The organism is Streptomyces sp. NPDC048442 (genome assembly GCF_040651475.1).
Taxonomy (GTDB): Bacteria; Actinomycetota; Actinomycetes; order Streptomycetales; family Streptomycetaceae; genus Streptomyces.
In genome coordinates, this window is the sequence record NZ_JBEZKB010000024.1 from 57489 (window position 1) to 76469 (window position 18981).

An 18981-nucleotide genomic window follows, 5' to 3' on the forward strand; every position below is an offset into this window, starting at 1 on the left:
CCACATGACCACTGAAGAAATCGTCTGCCGCCGCCTCGTCGGCCGTACCGCCGTCATCACCGGAGCAGGCAGCGGCATCGGCCTCGCCGCCGCCCTCCGCCTCGCCTCCGAGGGCGCGAACGTCGTCTGCGGCGACATCGACGAGACCGCGGGCAAGGCCGCCGCCGAGGCCGTCGGCGGCACCTTCGTCAAGGTCGACGTCACCGACGCCGAACAGGTCGACGCGCTCTTCAAGGCCGCGTACGACACCTACGGCAGCGTCGACATCGCCTTCAACAACGCCGGCATCAGCCCGCCCGAGGACGACTCCATCCTCACCACGGGCCTGGAGGCCTGGAAGCGCGTCCAGGACGTCAACCTCACCTCCGTCTACCTCTGCTGCAAGGCCGCCCTCCCGTACATGCAGCGCCAGGGCCGCGGCTCGATCATCAACACCGCGTCCTTCGTGGCGATCATGGGCGCCGCGACCTCGCAGATCTCGTACACCGCCTCCAAGGGAGGCGTCCTCGCCATGTCGCGCGAGCTGGGCGTGCAGTTCGCCCGGGAGGGCATCCGCGTCAACGCGCTCTGCCCGGGGCCGGTCAACACCCCGCTCCTGCAGGAACTGTTCGCCTCCGACCCGGAGCGGGCGGCCCGCCGGCTGGTCCACATCCCGCTCGGCCGGTTCGCCGAGGCGACCGAGATCGCGGCGGCCGTCGCCTTCCTCGCCAGCGACGACTCGTCCTTCGTCAACGCGACGGACTTTCTGGTCGACGGCGGCATCTCGGGCGCATACGTGACGCCGCTCTAGGGCCGCTCCAGGTCTGCCTGCCGGACGGGCCCCGGACCTCCGGGGCCCGCCCCTTAAGGTGAGCCGCATGAGCATGACGACTCCGCCCGGCTGGTACCAGGACCCCAGCGCCCCCACCCAGGAACGCTGGTGGGACGGCAACGCCTGGAGCGCGCACACCCGCGCCCCCGGCCAGCCCCAGCAACCCCCGGCGCCCGCACCGCAGCAGGCCCCGCAGTTCGGCCAGCCGCAGCCGCCGCAGCAGGGCTACGGATATCCGGGCGCCGCCCCGCAGCAGCAGTACGGCACCCCGCCGCCCCCGCAGGCACCCCCCGCCGGAGGCGGCTCAGGCGGCGGGCTCAGCAAGAGCGCGCTCATCGCGGTCGTCACCGCCGGAGTCGTCCTGGTCGCCGCGATCATCACCGGCGTCGTCGTCCTCGGCAAGGACGGCGACCCCGAGCCCCCGGTCGCGGCGCCCACCTCGTCCTCCTCCGGCGAAGTCCCCGGCGGCGGGAAGACCCTGCCCACCCCGCCGCCCGCCTCGCCCCCGGCCGGTGACGCCAGCACCCTCCCGGACCAGTTGAACGGCATCACGCTTCCGATCCTCGAAGGCTGGGAGAAGCCCGAGTTCGGCGGCGACCGCGAAGCCGCCACCATGCAGACCAAGGAGACGTACGACTGCCCCGCCGACGGCGGCTACTGCCACCACGGCACGGTCACCTCGCGCACCGCACCCGCCGACCAGACGACCGCGGAGGCCGTCGCCAAGGCCGACATCGCCAAGGCCACGGACCTCGCGTACGGCCGGGACACCCTCGGCCGTCAGAAGTACGGCGGCGTGAAGTCCCACACGGAGGTCAAGTCCGAGGCCGTCACGGTCGCGGGCAAGCAGGGCTACCTGGTCCGCTGGAAGGTCGTCACCGGCAAGGGGGCCGGCGGTCACGTCCAGTCCCTCGCCTTCCCCAGCAGCCTGGGCGGAGGGTCGATCGTCCTGGTCCGCTTCAGCTTCGACGGGGGCCCCGGCGGTCCGCCGCTCGCCGGCATGGACCAGATCACCCAGGGCATCCGCAACACGACGTGACCCCTGCGACCCGTCCCGGGCGGGCGCCGTGCCCGGAAGCGGAACCCTGCCGGAAGCGGGGGCCTCACAGGAAAGTGTGTCCCTCGCCCCGGTACGTCGCCGCGGTGTCCGTCACCCGGTCGCCCTCGATCAGCTGCAACCGGGCGAACCGCTCGCACAGTTCGCCCGCCTTGGCATGCCGGAACCACACCTTGTCGCCGATGAGCAGATCGTCAGCGGCGGCCCCGAGCAGCGGCGTCTGCACCTCGCCCGCCCCCTCCTGCGCGTCGTACCGCAGCCCCTCGGGCAGGTACGGCACGGGGGAGCGGTCGGGCCCCGCGGCGCCCGACGCGGGGTACCCGCCGCCGAGCACCGTCACGACCCCGACCCCCGGGCGCCGTACGACCGGCAGCGCGAAGAGGGCGGCCGGACGCCCGCTGAACGACCGGTAGTTGTCGAACAGCCGCGGCACATAGAGCCCCGACCCGGCCGCCACCTCGGTCACGGCGTCCTCCGCGACGGTGCTCTCCACGCTCCCGGTGCCGCCGCCGTTCACGAACTCCAGGTCGGGTACGACCGACCTGACCGCCCGTACGACGGCCGCCCGCCGCACCGCCAGCTCCCGGCGCGCCGCACCCTGCATCGCACGCACCATCCGCGAGCGCACCGGCCGTCCGGCGATCGAGTCGCCGACGCCGGCGACATGGCCCTCGTACGCCATGATCCCCACCAGCCGGAATCCGGGCCGCCGGTCGATCGACCTGGCCAGCTCGGCGAGTTGCGCGGGCTCGCGCAGCGGCGAACGCAGCGCCCCTATCCGCACCCGCCCGCCGAGCATCCGCAGCGAGGTGTCCAGCTCCAGACAGACCCGGATCTCCTCCGTCCCGCCGTTGCGCGCCCGCTCGATCAGCTCCAGCTGCGCGGGGTCGTCCACCATCACCGTCACGGCCGCGGCCAGTTTCGGATCGGCGGCCAGCTCCGCGTACGCAGCCCGGTCGGCGGACGGATAGGCGAGCAGTACGTCCTCGAACCCGGACCGCGCCAGCCACAGCGACTCGGCCAGGGTGTACGACATCACCCCGGCGAAACCGTCCTTCGCCAGCACGCGCTCCAGCAGCGCCCGGCATCGCACCGACTTGCTCGCCACCCGTACGGGCTTGCCGCCCGCCCGACGGACGAGATCGGCGGCATTGTCGTCGAACGCTTCCACATCGACGACGGCCAGCGGCCCGTCGAGATGCGCGGTCGCCCGGTCGTAACGGGCACGGTCGTCGGCTCGGGGAGCCGTGCGGGCAACTGCACGAGGAGTTACACGGGGAGTCACACGGGGAGTCATGGGCGCAGCTTGCCAGAGTGGAATACCACCCGGTAGGCCCCGGCCGACTGTTCCCCCGGCGAGACTCCCGGGGACGATCCGGTCAGATCCTCCCCACGCCGCACATCGGTTCCCATCGCGGCCCGACCAGCCCGTAGAGTGACGGAATCCCGCTGGCAGCCCGGGTGACGGGGCTGCCGAGTGGCACAAGCCGGGAGTACGACAACAGACGGACCTGGGGGCCGGGATGACCACCGAACCACACCACCCCGTCACCCCACCCCGCCCTCCTTTCCCCCCTTACACCCCACCGTCCCCCACCCTCACGCTGCCCGAGCCCCCTCCCGCGCCCCCGCTGGCCGAGCCCCCTTGGGCAGTGGAGCCGCACGCCTCGCGACCGCCCCACCCCGACACTGCCCCGCCCCCTCCCGAAGTCCCCCTTGCCCCCCGCTCGCGGGCCCGCCGAGCCACCACCGCCGCCTGCGCAGTCCTGGGCCTGGGCCTCATCAGCGGCGCCGGCGCCGGAAGTTGGCTGGCCGCCGACGCCCCCCGGGCACCCACCCCCGCCACCCGCTTCGCCGACGCCCGCACCGCCTGGCGCAACGTCCCCGTCGACACCCTCTTCCCGCGCGCACTCAAGGGCTCCGGCGCCGGCCCCGGCAGCGCCGACCGGGCCTGGACCCGGGTCGCCGTCGCCCCCGACAGCGGCTGTGCGAACGCCATGGACCCGCTCCTCCTCAAGGCCCTCGGCCCCGTCGGCTGCACCCGCCTGCTGCGCGCCACCTACACCGACGCCACCACCAGCAGCGTCACTACCGTCGGCATGGTCTTCACCCAGGCCGACGAGGCGGCGACGAACGCCCTGCGCACCCGTTTCACCCGCGAAAAGCTGGCGGAGCGCACCGATCTGATGCCGCGCACGTTCCCGGTGCCCGGCACCGTCGCCGCCGGATTCGGCGACGGGCAGCGGGCCAGCTGGGCGATCAGCGTCCTCAAGGACGTGCCCGTCGTCGTGTACGCGGTCTCCGGCTTCGCCGACGGACGTACCGTCAGCGACCCCCAGCCCAGCACGCTCGGCACCGCCGAAGGCGCGACCACCGCCCCCGCCCAGTCGGGCCTCGCGCACGAGGCCAAGGGCATCGCGGACCGTGTCGAGCGCGGACTGCGCAAAACCGTCAACTCGGCCACGGAGCAACCCGGATGACCCCCCGACGACCGAGCCTCCGACGGCCGGGCCTCCGACGCCCGAGCCCCCGACGGCCGAGCCTCCGACGACGTACCGCCACCACTGCCGCGGCGGCTGCCCTCACCGCCGCGGTGCTCGTCGTGCTGCCCGTGCCCGCCGCGTACGCGGACGCCATCCGCGACAAGCAGTGGGGCCTGGCGGCCATGCACACACAGCAGGCGTGGCGTACCACCAAGGGCGCGGGAACGACGGTCGCCGTCCTCGACACCGGCGTCGACGACACCCACCCCGACCTGCGCGGCAACGTACTGAAGGGCAACGACCTCGTCGGCTTCGGTGCGCGGAGCGGCGACCGCTCGTGGGCCAGGCACGGCACCGCCATGGCGTCCATCATCGCGGGCCACGGACACGGCCCCGGCCGCGGCGAGGGCGTGCTCGGCATCGCCCCCGAGGCGAAGGTCCTGCCCGTCCGGGTCATCCTCGAAGGCGGCGACCCGGCCCGCGACAAGGCCCGCGTGTCCCGCGGCAACGCCCTCGCCAAGGGCATCCGCTGGGCCGTCGACCAGGGCGCCGACGTCATCAATCTCTCGCTCGGCGACGACAGCGAGTCCGCGCACCCGGAGGCGGAGGAGGACGCGGCTGTCCAGTACGCGCTGAGCAAGGGCGCCGTCGTCGTCGCCTCCGCGGGCAACGGCGGCGAGAAGGGCGACCACATTTCCTACCCGGCCGCCTACCCCGGCGTCATCGCGGTGACGGCCGTCAACGAGGCCGGCACGCACGCCTCCTTCTCCACCCGGCGGTGGTACGCGACCGTGGCCGCACCCGGCGACGACATCGTGATCGCGGACCCCGACCGCAGCTATTACGAAGGCTGGGGTACGAGCGCGGCGGCGGCCTTCGTGTCGGGCGCGGTGGCCCTGGTCCGTGCCGCGCACCCGGACCTTCCTCCGGCCTCGATCAAGCGCCTCCTGGCGAAGACGGCCCGGGACGCCCCGCCGGGCGGCCGGGACGACTCCCGGGGCCACGGAATCGTCGACCCGGCGGCGGCGATCGCGGCGGGTGGCAGGGGGGAGGAGGGGAGGCCGACGGCGACGGGGTACCCGAAGCGGTACTTCGGCGCGGGCCCGGAGGTGCCGGCTGAGGAGCCGGCGGGGCCGGAGGTCTGGGCACTGGTGGCCGGTGGGGTGGGGGTACTGGTGCTGGGGGCCGCCGTGGCGGTGTGGCGAGGTGGCCGGCCACGATGAAACCCGCTCCCGCGGGCCGGTGGTCGTCGTGCGGGCACGTCGTGGCTGGCCGCGCAGTTCCCCGCGCCCCTAAATGAATGCCCCTCAGCCCCGAGCCTCCTTAGCCCGCCAGCCCGCCAGCCCGCCAGCCCGCCAGCCCGCCAGCCCGCCAGCCCGCCAGCCCGCCAGCCCGCCAGCCTTCTGGGCCGACGCCGCCGACCCCCAGCCCCCACGCCGAGCTCGCCGTACCCGATATCCTCGACCCGTGCAGCTCAAGAACATCCCTGACCCCGGTTTCTCCGACGACGACGGCACCGCCGACCCCACCCTCGCCGCGGCCCTCGCCGCCTGGGGTGCGGGCCCCCGCAACGAAGAGTCCGAGCAGCTCGTCCTCGACGCGCTGCCCGCCGCCCGCCTCCTCGTCCCCATCGTCGCCGTCCTCGGCGAGGTCGAGACCGATCCGGAGACCGGGCTGAAGCGGGAGAAGACGAGCGACATGGCCGTCCCCACCCTCCGTTCCGGGGACCGGAAGGCGCTGCCCGCCTTCACCTCCCTCGAGGCCCTCGCCCTCTGGGACCCCGCCGCCCGCCCCGTAGCCGTTCCCCTGCACCAGGCTCTCCAGGCCGCCGCCCACGAGCAGGCCGACACCGTCGTCCTCGACCTCGCCGGTCCTGTGCCGTACCAGCTCACCGGCCCCGCCCTGCGTGCCCTCGCCGAGGGCCGCACCAGTCCGCGCCCCCTCGACGACCCCGCCGTGACCGAAGCGGTCCGCCGGCTCGTCGCCGCCGAGCCGGGTGTGCTCCGTGCCCACCTCGGCCCCGGCGAGGCCGACGGCACCCTCGCGCTCGTACTCGCCCCGGACGCGGCCCCCGCCGACACCGCCCGCCGCATCGCCCACGCCCTCGCCTCCGACGAGGTGCTCAGGGCCCGTCTCGTACGAGGGCTGGACCTGGCCCTGCTGCCGCCGGGCAGCACCCCTCCCGGGGAGCCCCTGCTCACGGCCTGAAGCCGAACAGCGGAAACAGCTGAACAGGCACGTCGCCGCGCACCGGCAGGCAATTGCGAAACGGGTTCACACCCCGTCGACGGTCCGCGCAACCACGCGGACGAGGCGGCGCTCCGACGGCAGGTGCTCAGCCGTAGACGGGCCCCGTGAACTTCTCGCCCGGACCCTGGCCCGGCTCGTCCGGCACGACCGACGCCTCGCGGAACGCCAGCTGCAGGGACTTCAGCCCGTCCCGCAGCGGCGCCGCGTGGAAGGAGCTGATCTCGGTGGCGCTGGCGGTGATCAGGCCGGCCAGTGCCTGGATCAGCTTGCGCGCCTCGTCCAGGTCCTTCTGCTCCTCGCCGCCCTCGGCGAGACCCAGGTTCACGGCGGCGGCGCTCATCAGGTGCACGGCGACCGTGGTGATCACCTCGACGGCGGGAACGTCCGCGATGTCGCGGGTCATGTCGTCGAAGGCGGGGGTGTTGTTGTCGGTGCTGGTCACGTCGCTCATGACGTCCACGATAGGTCCCGGCGAGCGAGGCCCCGCACACCGGACCGGTTCGCCGCTTCCCCGCCGCCCTGGTACGCTGGTCGAGCGACCGGCCGGACACATCTGTGCCCGGCCCACAAGTGGAGGCTCCGATCTCCCACCTGGCTGTCCTCACGGACGGCGGGTCACCGGTCAGAAGATGGTCCCCATCGTTCCGTACGGACGATGGAACTGTCCGATGTGCGCGCCCCGCGGTTTCAGACGCGGTGGTGCTCCGGTATTTCCTGGAGCCCTGCCTGTGTCCCGTCCGGGGCATTTTTTATGTTCCGAAGCGGTTGGTCCAAAAGAAATAAGACGTTACGTGGCTGTCTGCCAGACAGTCATGTGGTGCTACTTAGGAGGATCCATCAGCGCCGAGCCCCGCATTAACGACCGGATTCGCGTTCCCGAGGTACGGCTTGTAGGCCCCAGCGGCGAGCAGGTCGGAATCGTTCCCCTCGCAAAGGCCCTTGAGCTGGCGCAGGAGTACGACCTCGACCTGGTCGAGGTCGCGGCGACCGCCCGTCCGCCCGTGTGCAAGCTCATGGACTACGGGAAGTTCAAGTACGAGTCGGCCATGAAGGCCCGTGAGGCGCGCAAGAACCAGGCGCACACGGTCATCAAGGAAATGAAGCTCCGCCCGAAGATCGACCCGCACGACTACGACACCAAAAAGGGTCACGTCGTCCGGTTCCTCAAGCAGGGTGACAAGGTCAAGATCACGATCATGTTCCGTGGTCGTGAGCAGTCCCGTCCCGAGCTTGGCTTCCGGTTGCTTCAGCGACTCGCCTCCGACGTGGAGGACCTGGGCTTCATCGAGTCCAGCCCGAAGCAGGACGGCCGGAACATGATCATGGTTCTTGGCCCGCACAAGAAGAAGACCGAGGCGATGGCCGAGGCCCGCGAGGCCCAGGCCGCCCGCAAGGCAGAGCGTCAGGGCGTCACCGCCCACGACGAAGAGCCCGCGGACGAGGTCGTCGAAGTCACTGAAGTTGCCGCCGAGGCCCCGGCCGAGGCACCTTCCGAGGCGTGATCCACGGGGCCGCCATCCAGGCGGCCCCCGGATTTCCGACCGGAAACCCCCAACCAAAGATCTGACGCTCCCGTAAGTACCGGTGCCCGCACCGGGGGCCGGGGGAGCGGCACTGACGAGGAGATACGGCGCGATGCCGAAGAACAAGACGCACAGCGGTTCCAAGAAGCGCTTCAAGATCACCGGCTCCGGCAAGGTGCTCCGCGAGCGTGCCGGCAAGCGCCACCTGCTCGAGCACAAGTCGTCCCGCGTGACGCGCCGCCTCACCGGCACCGTTGAGCTGGCCCCGGGCGACGCCGCGAAGATCAAGAAGCTTCTCGGCAAGTGATCCCACTGCCTTCGGCGGATCTGCCGCAGGCGCTGGATCGGGACCGGGACCAATTCGTTTTCGGGTCGTGTGAACACCCCCACGACCCCGCTACAAGGAGTCAAAAGTGGCACGCGTCAAGCGCGCAGTAAACGCCCACAAGAAGCGCCGGGCAATCCTCGAGGCGGCCAAGGGCTACCGCGGCCAGCGTTCGCGCCTGTACCGCAAGGCCAAGGAGCAGGTCACCCACTCCCTGGTCTACAACTACAACGACCGCAAGAAGCGCAAGGGCGACTTCCGCCGTCTGTGGATCCAGCGCATCAACGCCGCTGCCCGCGAGAACGGCATGACGTACAACCGCCTCATCCAGGGTCTGAACGCCGCCAACATCGAGGTGGACCGCAAGATCCTCGCCGAGCTGGCCGTCAACGACAGCAACGCGTTCGCCGCGCTCGTCGAGGTTGCCCAGAAGGCGCTTCCGAGCGACGTCAACGCCCCGAAGGCCGCCGCCTAGTCTCCCCAGACAGGCAAGAGCTCTTCTTGGCTTGAAGCCGGACCCGCAGACGCACGCCGTGTCTGCGGGTCCGGTTGTTTCCCGGCCGGAGGTCCGGGGGTTGCCCCCGGGAATGCGCAGCCGCCCCTGTCAGTCACGTACGTACGAAGAAGTGAGCCGCACACCCATGGGCACCCCCGAGCTGATCTCCCCGCGTTCCCCCCGTGTCGCCGCCGCCAAGCGGCTGGCCAAGCGCAGCTTCCGGGGCAAGGAGCGCCGGTTCATCGCCGAGGGGCCGCAGGCCGTGCGGGAGGCCGTCGACCACCGGGGGCCCGACGGGCAGCCGACGCTGATCGAGCTGTTCGCGACCGTGGAGACCGCCGAGCGGTACGCCGACATCGTGGACGCCGCGCAGGCGGCCGGCGCCCGGGTGCACCTGGCCGGGGACGACGTCCTCGCGGAGATCTCGCAGACCATCACCCCGCAGGGCATCGTCGGCGTCTGCCACTTCCTGGACTCCCCGTTCGAGGACATCCTCGCCGCGAAGCCCAAGCTGGTCGCCGTCCTCGCGCACGTACGCGACCCCGGGAACGCCGGTACGGTGCTGCGCTGCGCGGACGCCGCGGGCGCCGACGCGGTCGTGCTCACCGACGCCTCCGTGGACCTGTACAACCCCAAGTCGGTGCGTGCGTCGGTCGGTTCGCACTTCCACCTGCCGGTCGCCGTCGGGGTGCCGGTCGAGCAGGCCGTGGCCGGGCTCCAGGCGGCAGGGGTACGGATCCTGGCCGCCGACGGCGCGGGGGACCGGGACCTCGACGACGAGCTGGACGCCGGCACCATGGGCGGCCCCACCGCCTGGGTCTTCGGCAACGAGGCCTGGGGGCTCCCCGAGGAGACCCGCGCCCTCGCGGACGCCGTCGTGCGCGTCCCGATCCACGGAAAGGCCGAGAGCCTGAACCTGGCCACGGCGGCTGCCGTGTGTCTCTACGCATCCGCGCGCGCACAGCGGGTACGCACCACAGCCTGAGGGCTCCAGGTTCGGAGTAGGGTGACGGCTCGGGCCCTCTGCACTGTCGGACGGGTGGAGGCGGGGCGGGGATGGCTGCGGAAGTGTCGGAACAGGTCGTAGGCGTACGGGAGTTGGGTGCGGCAGGGGTCGACCCGGACGATCTCCCGGACGGTCTGGTCGTCGCCGACGAAACCGGTCGCATCGTCTGCTTCAACGCGGCCGCCGTACGCATCACCGCCGTGCCGGCCGCTCTCGCGGTGGGCCGCCCGCTCGTCGACGTACTGCCGCTGGAGGACCTCAAGGGCCGCCGCTGGTGGACCCTCACCGACCCGTACGGCGGACTCGCCATCCGGGGCGGCCAGCCGGAGCGCAATCTGCTCCTCGGCGGGCGCGAGGTGCTGGTCTCCGCGCGGTACGTACGGGACCGGCCGTGCGGTCCGGTGCGCCGGGTCGTGGTGTCGCTGCGGGGGACCGAGGCGCGGCGGCGCACCGAGCGCAGCCACGCCGAGCTGATCGCCACGGTCGCCCACGAGCTGCGGTCGCCGCTGACCTCGGTGAAGGGGTTCACCCGGACCCTGCTCAGAAAGTGGGAGCGCTTCACCGACGACCAGAAGCTGATGATGCTGGAGACCGTCGACAACGACGCCGACCGCATCGCCCGGCTGATCGCCGAACTCCTCGACATCGCCCGTATCGACACCGGACGCCTTGAGCTGCGCCGCCAGCCCGTCGATGTCGCCGCCGCCGTCGGACGGCACGTACACGCACGCATTTCGGCAGGTCAGGCCGCCGACCGGTTCCTGGTGCACATCCAGTACCCGCTGCCGGACCTGTGGGCCGACCCGGACAAGGTCGACCAGGTGCTCGGCAACCTGCTGGAAAATGCGGTGCGGCACGGCGAGGGAATGGTCACCATTGAGGTGGCACCCGCCACCGCCAAGGACGACGAGAAGGGCACGGCCGTGACCGTCAGCGACGAAGGCCCGGGTATTCCCGAGGAGTCGCTGAGCCGCGTCTTCACCCGCTTCTGGCGGGGCAGCAAGCGGGGCGGCACGGGACTCGGGCTGTACATCGTCAAGGGCATCGTCGAGGCGCACAGCGGGACCATCACGGTCGGCCGCGGGCCCGGCGGCGGCGCCGAATTCCGATTTATCCTGCCCGTCGGGGCTCCCGCCTACCTGGCCTGAGCGCCCCACGGGCTTCGCCGCACTCCACGGCCCCAGGGCCTGTCTGGCAGGTCCGGCCGCGGTCGCGTGCCCTGGCACGCACATCTGCTGCGTTGTCAGCACCGAGAGGGGTGGGTCGCCCCATGCGGCCCGACCTGCCAGACAGGCCCTAGACTCGACCTTTGGCACCTTTGCGTCCTCACACGTGTCGAGCGGGGCCGCCCACCAGCCATCGGAAGTACGGGAAGAGATGTCCGCACCCAATAAGTCGTACGACCCTGTCGAGGTCGAGGCGCTGAAACCCGAAGAGATCGAGCGCATGCGGGACGAGGCGCTCGCCGCCTTCGAGTCCGCCGCCGACCTCGACGCGCTGACGCACGCCAAGACCGCGCACACCGGGCCCACCTCGCCGCTCTCGCTCGCCAACCGCGAGATCGGCGCGCTCCCGCCCCAGGCCAAGGCCGAGGCGGGCAAGCGCGTCGGCATGGCCCGCGGTGCCGTCAATAAGGCCCTCAGCTCCCGGCTGACGGTTCTGGAGGCCGAGCGCGACGAGCGCGTGCTGGTCGAGGAGGCCGTCGACGTCACGCTGCCGTACGACCGCGTCCCGGCAGGCGCCCGCCACCCGCTGACCACCTTCATGGAGCGCGTCGCCGACGTCTTCGTGGCGATGGGCTACGAGGTCGCCGAGGGCCCCGAGGTCGAGGCGGAGTGGTTCAACTTCGACGCCCTGAACTTCGTGCCGGACCACCCGGCCCGGCAGATGCAGGACACCTTCTTCGTACAGGGTGCCGACGGCGCGAAGACCGACGAGTCCGGTGTCGTGCTGCGCACGCACACCTCGCCCGTGCAGGCCCGCGCGCTCCTTGAGCGCCGTGAGCCGCCCGTGTACGTCGTGTGCCCCGGCCGCGTCTACCGCACCGACGAGCTCGACGCCACGCACACCCCGGTCTTCCACCAGATCGAGCTGCTGGCCGTCGACGAGGGCCTGACGATGGCCGACCTGAAGGGGACGCTGGACCACATGGTCCAGGCTCTCTTCGGCGAAGGCATGAAGACCAGGCTGCGCCCGAACTACTTCCCCTTCACCGAGCCGTCCGCCGAGATGGACATGGTCTGCTACGTCTGCCGCGGCGAGTCCGTCGGCAACCCGGACCGCCCCTGCCGCACCTGCGGCAGCGAGGGCTGGATCGAGCTCGGCGGCTGCGGCATGGTCAACCCCAAGGTGCTGACCGCCTGCGGCGTGGACCCGGAGAAGTACAGCGGGTTCGCCTTCGGCTTCGGCATCGAGCGGATGCTGATGTTCCGCCACCACGTGGAAGACATGCGAGACATGGTCGAGGGTGACGTGCGTTTCACTCGGCCCTTCGGGATGGAGATCTGATGCGGGTCCCGCTTTCCTGGCTGCGGGAGTACGTAGACCTCCCCGCCACCGAGACCGGCCGTGACGTGCAGGCCAAGCTGGTGTCCGCCGGCCTGGAGGTCGAGACGGTCGAGCAGACCGGCGCCGGCCTCAAGGGCCCCCTGGTCGTCGGCCAGGTCCTCACCATCGAGGAGCTGGAGGGCTTCAAGAAGCCGATCCGCTTCTGCACGGTGAATGTCGGAACCGCCAACGGCACCGGTGAGCCGCAGGAGATCGTCTGCGGCGCGCGCAACTTCGCCGTCGGCGACAAGGTCGTCGTGGTCCTCCCGGGTGCCGTCCTGCCCGGCGACTTCGCCATCGCCGCGCGCAAGACGTACGGCAGGACCTCGCACGGCATGATCTGCTCCGGCGACGAGCTGGGCATGGGCGACGACGGCACGCACGGCATCATCGTGCTGCCGATGGAGTACGAGCCCGGCACGGACGCCATCGCGCTGCTCGAACTCCTCGACGAGGTGCTCGACATCGCGGTCACCCCCGACCGGGGTTACGCGCTGTCGATGCGCGGCATCGCCCGCGAGGTGGCCACCGCGTACGGCCTGCCGCTGCGCGACCCGGCGCTGCTCGACGTGCCCGCCCCGAACTCGTACGGCTACCCGGTGAAGATCAGCGACCCGCAGGGCTGCGACCGCCTCACCGTGCGTACGGTCACCGGTCTCGACCCCGAGGCCCGGTCACCGATCTGGATGCAGCGCCGTCTGCAGAAGGCGGGCATGCGCCCGATCTCGCTCGCCGTCGACATCACCAACTACGTGATGCTGGAGCTCGGTCAGCCGCTGCACGCCTACGACCGCTCGCGCGTCCGGGGCGCCATCGGCGTCCGCCGTGCCGAGCAGGGCGAGAAGCTCACGACGCTCGACGGCACCAAGCGCGTCCTCGACGCCGCGGACCTGGTCATCACCGACGACCGCGGGCCGGTCGGCCTCGCGGGCGTCATGGGCGGCGCCGACACCGAGGTCGCCGACACCGAGATCGACCCGGAGACCGGTGCGGCCAAGGGCACCACCGAGCTCGTCATCGAGGCGGCGCACTTCGAACCGCTGACCATCGCGCGGGCCTCGCGCCGTCACAAGATCAGCTCCGAGGCGTCCAAGCGCTTCGAGCGCGGTGTGGACCCGGAGGCCGGACCGGCCGCCGCCCAGCGCACCGTCGACCTCCTCGTGCTCCTCGCGGGCGGCAGCGCCGACGCCGGGGTCACCGAGGCCATCGCGCCCTCCGCGCCCCGCTCGATCTCCATGCGGGCGGACCACCCGGACCGCGTCGCGGGCGTGCCGTACGGCCGCGAGACCGTCGTGCGCCGCCTCCAGCAGGTCGGCTGCGACGTCTACGGCACCGACGAGCTCGTCGTGACCGTGCCGTCCTGGCGTCCCGACCTGGCGTTCCCGAACGACCTGGCCGAGGAGGTCATCCGGCTGGAGGGGTACGAGAACCTGCCCTCCACGCTGCCGACCCCGCCCTCGGGCCGCGGACTCACCGAGCGCCAGCGCCTGCACCGCCGCGTCGGCCGTTCGCTGGCGGGCGCCGGTTACGTCGAGGCGCCGAACTACCCGTTCGTCGGGGACGCCTCCTTCGACCAGCTCCAGCTGGCCGCCGACGACGCGCGCCGCAACACCGTCAAGCTGGTCAACCCGCTCGCCGACACGGAGCCCGCGCTCCGCACGACGCTGCTCCCCGGGCTGCTCGGTGCGCTGCGCCGCAACGACGGCCGCGGCAGCCACGACCTGGCGCTCTTCGAGACCGGTCTGGTCTTCCGGCCGACCGGCGAGGAGACCAAGGCCGTACGGCTGCCGGTCGACCGCCGTCCCACGGACGAGGAGATCGCGGGCCTCAACGCCTCGCTGCCCGCCCAGCCCCGGCACGCCGCCGTCGTTCTCGCGGGTGCCCGCGAGCAGTCCGGCTGGTGGGGCAAGGGCCGCCCGGCGACCTGGGCCGACGCCGTCGAGGCCGCCCGCGGCCTGGCCCGCGAGGCCGGTGCCGAGCTGATCGTCGCCGCCGCGGTGAACGAGCCCTGGCACCCGGGCCGCTGCGCCGCGCTGTCCGTCGTCGTGGACGGCACGGAGCAGGTCATCGGGTACGCGGGTGAGCTGCACCCGCGCGTCGTGAAGGCGATGCACCTCCCGGAGCGCACCTGTGCGGCGGAGCTCGACCTGGACGTACTGGAGAAGGCCGGACAGGGTGTGCTGCAGGCGCCCCGGATCTCCACCTTCCCCGTCGCCACCCAGGACGTCGCTCTGGTCGTCGACGCGGACGTGACGAACATCCGCGTCGAGAAGCTGCTGCGCGAGGGTGCGGGTGAACTCCTGGAGGACATCCGCCTGTTCGACGTCTTCACCGGCGAGCAGCTCGGCGAGGGCAAGAAGTCCCTGGCGTTCGCGCTGCGCTTCCGCGCCGCCGACCGCACGCTCACCGTCGAGGAGGCCTCGGCCGCCCGCGACGCGGCGGTGGCACTCGCGGCCGAGCACACGGGAGCCGTACTGCGCGGCGCGTAGGGGCAGTAAGCGAGCGGCGACTGCTGAAGGCATGTCACCGCTGTTGAGCGCGTTACAGAGGGGCACATCCGGGACACGGGTGTGCCCCTCACTCATTTGGGTGAGATGGGCGGGCGATGTACGCATCGCGGCACGAACAGTAGACAGAATCATTCCGGCCGACCGGCCGCGCCGCTGCGAAGTCCTCCGAGGGGGCCGTCAGGAATGATCAGTCAGAGGGCGGGGCTGCGGCACAGAGCGGTGCGGCACACCGGGGCGGTGCGGCGCCCGTGCCGGGGACTGCGCATCAGCCGCGGCACCTGGTCCGCCCGGTACGCGGTCGGGGCCGCGCTCCTCGGTCTCTGGCTCGGCGGCGTCGTCGCCCGGGAACTGGCCCGCCCCCTCCCGGACCTCGTCACCTGCTCGTGCTTCGTGCTGGGCGCGGTGGCCCTGGGCGTGGCGGTACGGCTCGGACCGCTGCGGGAGCTGCGCCAGGTCAAGGAGGTCGCGCGCGCCGCACAGGAGGTACTGCTGCGCCCGCTGCCCGCCCGGCTCGACGGTCTCGCCCTGGCCGCCGGGCAGCTCTCCGCGAGCCGGGGGGCCGTCGTCGGCGGCGATCTGTACGAGGTGATGGCGACCGCGCACGGGGTGCGGGTGGTGATCGGGGACGTACGGGGGCACGGCCTCCCGGCGATCGGGGCGGTCGCCGCCCTGCTCGGCAGCTTCCGCGAGGCCGCCCACGACGAGGGTGAACTCGGGGGCGTGCTGCGGCGGTTGGAGCGCGCCCTGCAACGGCATCTGCGGGAGCGCTCCCGGGACGAGCACCCGGCCTCCGGAGGGGCGGAGCCGGACTGCCCGCAGGCCGAGGAGTTCGTCACCGTACTGCTCCTGGAGATCCACGAGAACGGCGAGGTGCTGGCCCTCAACTGCGGTCACCCGTGGCCCTACCGGCTGCGCAGGAGCGCCGAGCCCGTCGCCGGCGGGGATCCGCTGCCGCCGCTCGGCCCGTTCCCGCTGCCCGCCGATCTGCACGCGCAGCGGTGTGTCACGCTGCTGCCCGGCGAACTCCTCGTACTGCACACCGACGGCGCGGAGGACGCCCGGAACGCGGACGGGGAGTTCTTCTCACTGCGGGACGCGCTCGCCGGGGCGGCGGCCGAGCTGCCGGTGTCGCCCACCGCGCTCGTCGAGCGCGTACAGCGTGCACTGCTGCGGCACACCGGCGGTCAGGTGTGCGACGACGTGGCGCTGGTGGCGCTGCGCAACGACCGGCTGCGGGTGCCCGCCCAGGGTACGGGCTCCCGCCGTCAGAGCCCCGAACCCTCGCACCGCTGAGGGGTGTTGGGGGACGCTCCGGGAAACTCAGCTGCCGTCCGTCCCGCCGCGGAAGGTGCAGGTCGGCCGGGCGGGACGGACGGCGGTGGGATCGGGCCGCCGCACTGATGGAGGGGGGAGCCGGCGGCCCGGCCGCCTCTTGCGAGGCAGTTGAAGTCAACCGATTCACGGGGTACGGCGGGAGTGGGTGAGGGGTGTGGATGCAGGCATTCCGTTCACCCCCCGTGCGAATGGCCCGGTACTACGCTGGTGTACGACCGAGTCAGCCGGAGGCGCTCCCATGCAGCCCAATGCTCTTCTCGACGCCCTGCTGGACGAGGCCGGGGTATCCCAGGCCGGTCTGGCCGCGCACGTCAACCACGCGGGAGGGAAACGGGGGTTGGCGCTGCGCTACGACCACACGGCGGTCCGCCGGTGGCTCAAGGGACAGCGTCCGCGCGGCCAGGTGCCCGACCTGATCTGCGAGGTGCTCAGCGCACGGCTGCACCGGCAGGTCGCGCTCGACGACATCGGACTCGGCGGATTCCAGGGCGGGTTGATCTCACCGGGCAGCAGCAGTACCGGCTCCTCCCTCTCCGGATTCGTGGAGCGCGCCACCGCCCTGTGGCGCTCCGACGAGCAGCAGCGCCCACACGTCCTCGGCGCCCCCGCCGTCACCGGTACACCCGCAGTGATGCCGGTCTGGGAGTGGGAGAACCCGCCCGAGGACAGCGATGTCTCCCGGTCCGGGCAGACCTGTGTGAACCTCGCGGACATCGAGACCCTCAAGGCCGCGCGGGCGCACTACGAGCAGATGTACCGCAAGGCCGGCGGCGTCGCGACCCGCTCACGCGTCGTCGGCTACCTCAACTCCGAGACTGCGCCCCTGCTGCGCGGCGGCTACAACGACGCCACTGGCCGCCAACTGCACCGCGCCACCGGCGGGTTGGTGGCCATCGCCGGCATCTGCGCCTACGACTCCGACGCCCAGGGGCTCGCCCAGCGCTACTTCCACCAGGCACTGCGGCTCGCCAAGGCCAGCTGTGACCGGGGGCTCGGTGCGTACGTCATCGCCCTGCTCGTCAACCAGTCGCTGTTCATGCGGGAGTACCGGCAGGCGGTCGCCTTCGCGGAGGCCGCCCTGCGCACTGCCGGGCGTGAGATCAGCCCGGCGCTGGCCGCCGACCTGTACGCGATGCAGGCCAAGTCGTACGCCCACCTCGGCGACGGGGGAAGCGCGCTCGCCTGCATCCGGCGGGCCGAGAAGGCCGCGAGTCGCATCCGCCCCGGCCACGAGCCGGACGAGACCGGCTACGTACAACCGGGCCTGGTCAATGTGCAGGTGGCGGAGGCGCTGCTCAGCATGGGGGACCTCGCGACCGCGCGGGAGCACGCGGCGGCGGCGGTCGACACCCGCGCACACGACCGCGGCCGGGTGCACCGGCTCGCCATCCTCACCCATGTCGAACTGCGGCAGGGAGAGGCGGACCGGGCGGTGGCCACCGCGGTCGAGATGGCCGAGCAGGCACGGGGCATGGAGTCCCAGCGGCTGAGAGACCGGCTGCGTGCCGTGCGGGAGCATCTGGCGGCCAGCGGATGCGCCCAGGCCGACGAGGCGGCCGAAATGATCGACGGGGCTCTGCGCATTCCCCTGTAAGGGCCGCCGGGCGCTGGTTCCCCCAGCGTGCTCCCTGCTGCGATGTTGCCATCTACGTGCATCCAAATGCCGGAAGGTGGCAGAACCGTGCAGTGGACGAACCTAAACGAACAAACTGTGTATGAGAACCCGTGGTTCCGGGTGAATCTCGCGGACGTCGAACTCCCCAACGGCCGTCATCTGGACCACTTCCTCATCCGCCTGCGCGCGGTCGCCGTGGCGACGGCCGTCAACGAGGCGAACGAGGTGCTGATGCTCTGGCGCCACCGCTTCATCACCGACAGCTGGGGCTGGGAACTGGCCGCGGGCGTCGTCGAGGACGGCGAGGAGGTCGAAGCGGCAGCGGCGCGCGAGATGGAGGAGGAGACGGGGTGGCGGCCGGGTCCGCTGCGCCACCTCCTCACCGTCGAGCCGTCGAACGGCCTGACCGACGCCCGGCACCACCTCTACTGGGCGGAAGGGGCCACGTACACCGGCTACCCGGTGGACGACTTCGAGTCCTCGCGCCGCGAGTGGATACCGCTGAAGCTGATCCCCGAGATGATCGCGCGGGGTGAGGTCCCGGCCGCCAACATGGCGGCCGGGCTGCTGATGCTGCATCACCTGCGGCTGGGGTAACGGAAGTTGGCCGGGCCGGCCTGTGAACCGGCCTCCGTCGGCTAATGGCCGATGGCCTGCCAGACGGTGACGGCGAGCGCGCCGAGCGCGGTGAGCGCCGCCACTGCGGGCAGCGGCCAGCGAGAGCGTTCCAGGACGCTGACGCGGGCGATCAGATCGGCGAGGTCCTTGTCGTTCTGGTCGTCACGCAGCGTATGTACGGCGAGCCGTCCCTCGATGTGGGCGAGTCCCACATCGAGGCGACGGCGGATCTCCGAGACTTCTTCTACGACCACGCTCTGTTCGGGGCCGGTGGTCACGATGTCCGCTCCTTCACGGGGGAGTTGGCTCATGCTGTGGTGACGGTGAGTCAACTCCCTTTGCCCGTATGGCGGGAGCGTGTGTGCGGGGCATATGCGAGCACACCCCGCACACCGCGCGCGCCCC

The 18981-nt window shown here is 72.0% G+C and carries 18 protein-coding genes; 15 read left to right on the forward strand and 3 right to left on the reverse strand.

The window, feature by feature from the left end; all coding sequences use genetic code 11:
* Positions 1-4: 4 nt before the first annotated feature.
* Positions 5-790: a 3-oxoacyl-ACP reductase gene (locus tag AB0D18_RS29660; RefSeq protein WP_362425181.1), complete on the forward strand. Its 786-nt coding sequence runs from the start codon at positions 5-7 to the stop codon at positions 788-790.
* 67 nt (positions 791-857) lie between these two features.
* The gene (locus AB0D18_RS29665) at positions 858-1850 is read left to right on the forward strand and encodes a DUF2510 domain-containing protein (protein WP_362425183.1); all 993 of its coding nucleotides are present in this window, start codon (positions 858-860) and stop codon (positions 1848-1850) included.
* A 64-nt stretch (positions 1851-1914) separates the two neighbouring features.
* Here AB0D18_RS29665 and AB0D18_RS29670 read toward each other — a convergent pair whose 3' ends face one another.
* Positions 1915-3165: an amino acid deaminase/aldolase gene (locus AB0D18_RS29670; protein ID WP_362425186.1), complete on the reverse strand. Its 1251-nt coding sequence runs from the start codon at positions 3163-3165 to the stop codon at positions 1915-1917.
* Between the two features lie 355 nt (positions 3166-3520).
* Between AB0D18_RS29670 and AB0D18_RS29675 the strand changes: the two genes are divergently transcribed.
* From AB0D18_RS29675 to AB0D18_RS29685, 3 genes are all read left to right on the forward strand, one after another.
* Positions 3521-4348: a hypothetical protein gene (locus tag AB0D18_RS29675; RefSeq protein ID WP_362425189.1), complete on the forward strand. Its 828-nt coding sequence runs from the start codon at positions 3521-3523 to the stop codon at positions 4346-4348.
* Positions 4345-5574, forward strand: a complete 1230-nt coding sequence (gene mycP, locus AB0D18_RS29680) for a type VII secretion-associated serine protease mycosin (protein ID WP_362425192.1) — start codon at positions 4345-4347, stop codon at positions 5572-5574. Before AB0D18_RS29675 ends, mycP begins: the two co-directional genes overlap by 4 nt.
* Before the next feature lie 244 nt (positions 5575-5818).
* On the forward strand, positions 5819-6559 hold the full coding sequence (locus AB0D18_RS29685) for an SseB family protein (RefSeq protein WP_362425195.1): 741 nt from the start codon (positions 5819-5821) through the stop codon (positions 6557-6559).
* Between the two features lie 127 nt (positions 6560-6686).
* Here AB0D18_RS29685 and AB0D18_RS29690 read toward each other — a convergent pair whose 3' ends face one another.
* Positions 6687-7052: a DUF1844 domain-containing protein gene (locus tag AB0D18_RS29690; protein ID WP_362425198.1), complete on the reverse strand. Its 366-nt coding sequence runs from the start codon at positions 7050-7052 to the stop codon at positions 6687-6689.
* Between the two features lie 361 nt (positions 7053-7413).
* Between AB0D18_RS29690 and infC the strand changes: the two genes are divergently transcribed.
* The 10 genes from infC (at position 7414) to AB0D18_RS29740 (ending at position 18555) form a co-directional block, all read left to right on the forward strand.
* Positions 7414-8103, forward strand: a complete 690-nt coding sequence (gene infC / locus AB0D18_RS29695; RefSeq protein WP_362425450.1) for a translation initiation factor IF-3 — start codon at positions 7414-7416, stop codon at positions 8101-8103.
* 133 nt (positions 8104-8236) lie between these two features.
* Positions 8237-8431, forward strand: coding sequence for a 50S ribosomal protein L35 (gene rpmI / locus AB0D18_RS29700; RefSeq protein WP_189827454.1), 195 nt, complete (start codon positions 8237-8239; stop codon positions 8429-8431).
* 106 nt (positions 8432-8537) lie between these two features.
* Positions 8538-8924: a 50S ribosomal protein L20 gene (rplT, locus tag AB0D18_RS29705; RefSeq protein WP_362425201.1), complete on the forward strand. Its 387-nt coding sequence runs from the start codon at positions 8538-8540 to the stop codon at positions 8922-8924.
* A gap of 166 nt (positions 8925-9090) precedes the next feature.
* Complete coding sequence (locus AB0D18_RS29710; protein ID WP_362425453.1) at positions 9091-9930, forward strand: RNA methyltransferase; 840 nt, start codon at positions 9091-9093, stop codon at positions 9928-9930.
* 71 nt (positions 9931-10001) lie between these two features.
* Complete coding sequence (locus AB0D18_RS29715; RefSeq protein WP_362425204.1) at positions 10002-11099, forward strand: ATP-binding protein; 1098 nt, start codon at positions 10002-10004, stop codon at positions 11097-11099.
* A 229-nt stretch (positions 11100-11328) separates the two neighbouring features.
* Positions 11329-12459, forward strand: coding sequence for a phenylalanine--tRNA ligase subunit alpha (pheS, locus tag AB0D18_RS29720; protein WP_362425207.1), 1131 nt, complete (start codon positions 11329-11331; stop codon positions 12457-12459).
* Positions 12459-14987: a phenylalanine--tRNA ligase subunit beta gene (pheT, locus tag AB0D18_RS29725; protein WP_362425210.1), complete on the forward strand. Its 2529-nt coding sequence runs from the start codon at positions 12459-12461 to the stop codon at positions 14985-14987. Before pheS ends, pheT begins: the two co-directional genes overlap by 1 nt.
* 204 nt (positions 14988-15191) lie before the next feature.
* Positions 15192-16301, forward strand: coding sequence for a PP2C family protein-serine/threonine phosphatase (locus tag AB0D18_RS29730; protein WP_362425213.1), 1110 nt, complete (start codon positions 15192-15194; stop codon positions 16299-16301).
* Positions 16302-16581: 280 nt separating this feature from the next.
* A complete protein-coding gene (locus AB0D18_RS29735) occupies positions 16582-17937 on the forward strand; it encodes a transcriptional regulator (RefSeq protein WP_362425216.1) in 1356 nt (451 codons plus the stop codon).
* An 87-nt stretch (positions 17938-18024) separates the two neighbouring features.
* The gene (locus AB0D18_RS29740) at positions 18025-18555 is read left to right on the forward strand and encodes an NUDIX domain-containing protein (protein ID WP_362425219.1); all 531 of its coding nucleotides are present in this window, start codon (positions 18025-18027) and stop codon (positions 18553-18555) included.
* 41 nt (positions 18556-18596) lie between these two features.
* Here AB0D18_RS29740 and AB0D18_RS29745 read toward each other — a convergent pair whose 3' ends face one another.
* Positions 18597-18854 (reverse strand): hypothetical protein, encoded by a 258-nt coding sequence (locus tag AB0D18_RS29745; protein ID WP_362425221.1) that lies wholly within the window; start codon positions 18852-18854, stop codon positions 18597-18599.
* Between the last annotated feature and the right edge of the window lie 127 nt (positions 18855-18981).

Coding starts and splice junctions, on each gene's coding strand:
- AB0D18_RS29665 (WP_362425183.1), top strand. CDS start 858: ATGAGCATGACGACTCCGCCCGGCTGGTACCAGGACCCCAGCGCCCCC.
- pheS (WP_362425207.1), top strand. CDS start 11,329: ATGTCCGCACCCAATAAGTCGTACGACCCTGTCGAGGTCGAGGCGCTG.
- AB0D18_RS29710 (WP_362425453.1), top strand. CDS start 9,091: ATGGGCACCCCCGAGCTGATCTCCCCGCGTTCCCCCCGTGTCGCCGCC.
- AB0D18_RS29735 (WP_362425216.1), top strand. CDS start 16,582: ATGCAGCCCAATGCTCTTCTCGACGCCCTGCTGGACGAGGCCGGGGTA.
- mycP (WP_362425192.1), top strand. CDS start 4,345: ATGACCCCCCGACGACCGAGCCTCCGACGGCCGGGCCTCCGACGCCCG.
- rpmI (WP_189827454.1), top strand. CDS start 8,237: ATGCCGAAGAACAAGACGCACAGCGGTTCCAAGAAGCGCTTCAAGATC.
- infC (WP_362425450.1), top strand. CDS start 7,414: ATGTGGTGCTACTTAGGAGGATCCATCAGCGCCGAGCCCCGCATTAAC.
- AB0D18_RS29670 (WP_362425186.1), bottom strand. CDS start 3,165: ATGACTCCCCGTGTGACTCCCCGTGTAACTCCTCGTGCAGTTGCCCGC.
- AB0D18_RS29690 (WP_362425198.1), bottom strand. CDS start 7,052: ATGAGCGACGTGACCAGCACCGACAACAACACCCCCGCCTTCGACGAC.
- AB0D18_RS29730 (WP_362425213.1), top strand. CDS start 15,192: ATGATCAGTCAGAGGGCGGGGCTGCGGCACAGAGCGGTGCGGCACACC.
- AB0D18_RS29715 (WP_362425204.1), top strand. CDS start 10,002: ATGGCTGCGGAAGTGTCGGAACAGGTCGTAGGCGTACGGGAGTTGGGT.
- AB0D18_RS29660 (WP_362425181.1), top strand. CDS start 5: ATGACCACTGAAGAAATCGTCTGCCGCCGCCTCGTCGGCCGTACCGCC.
- pheT (WP_362425210.1), top strand. CDS start 12,459: ATGCGGGTCCCGCTTTCCTGGCTGCGGGAGTACGTAGACCTCCCCGCC.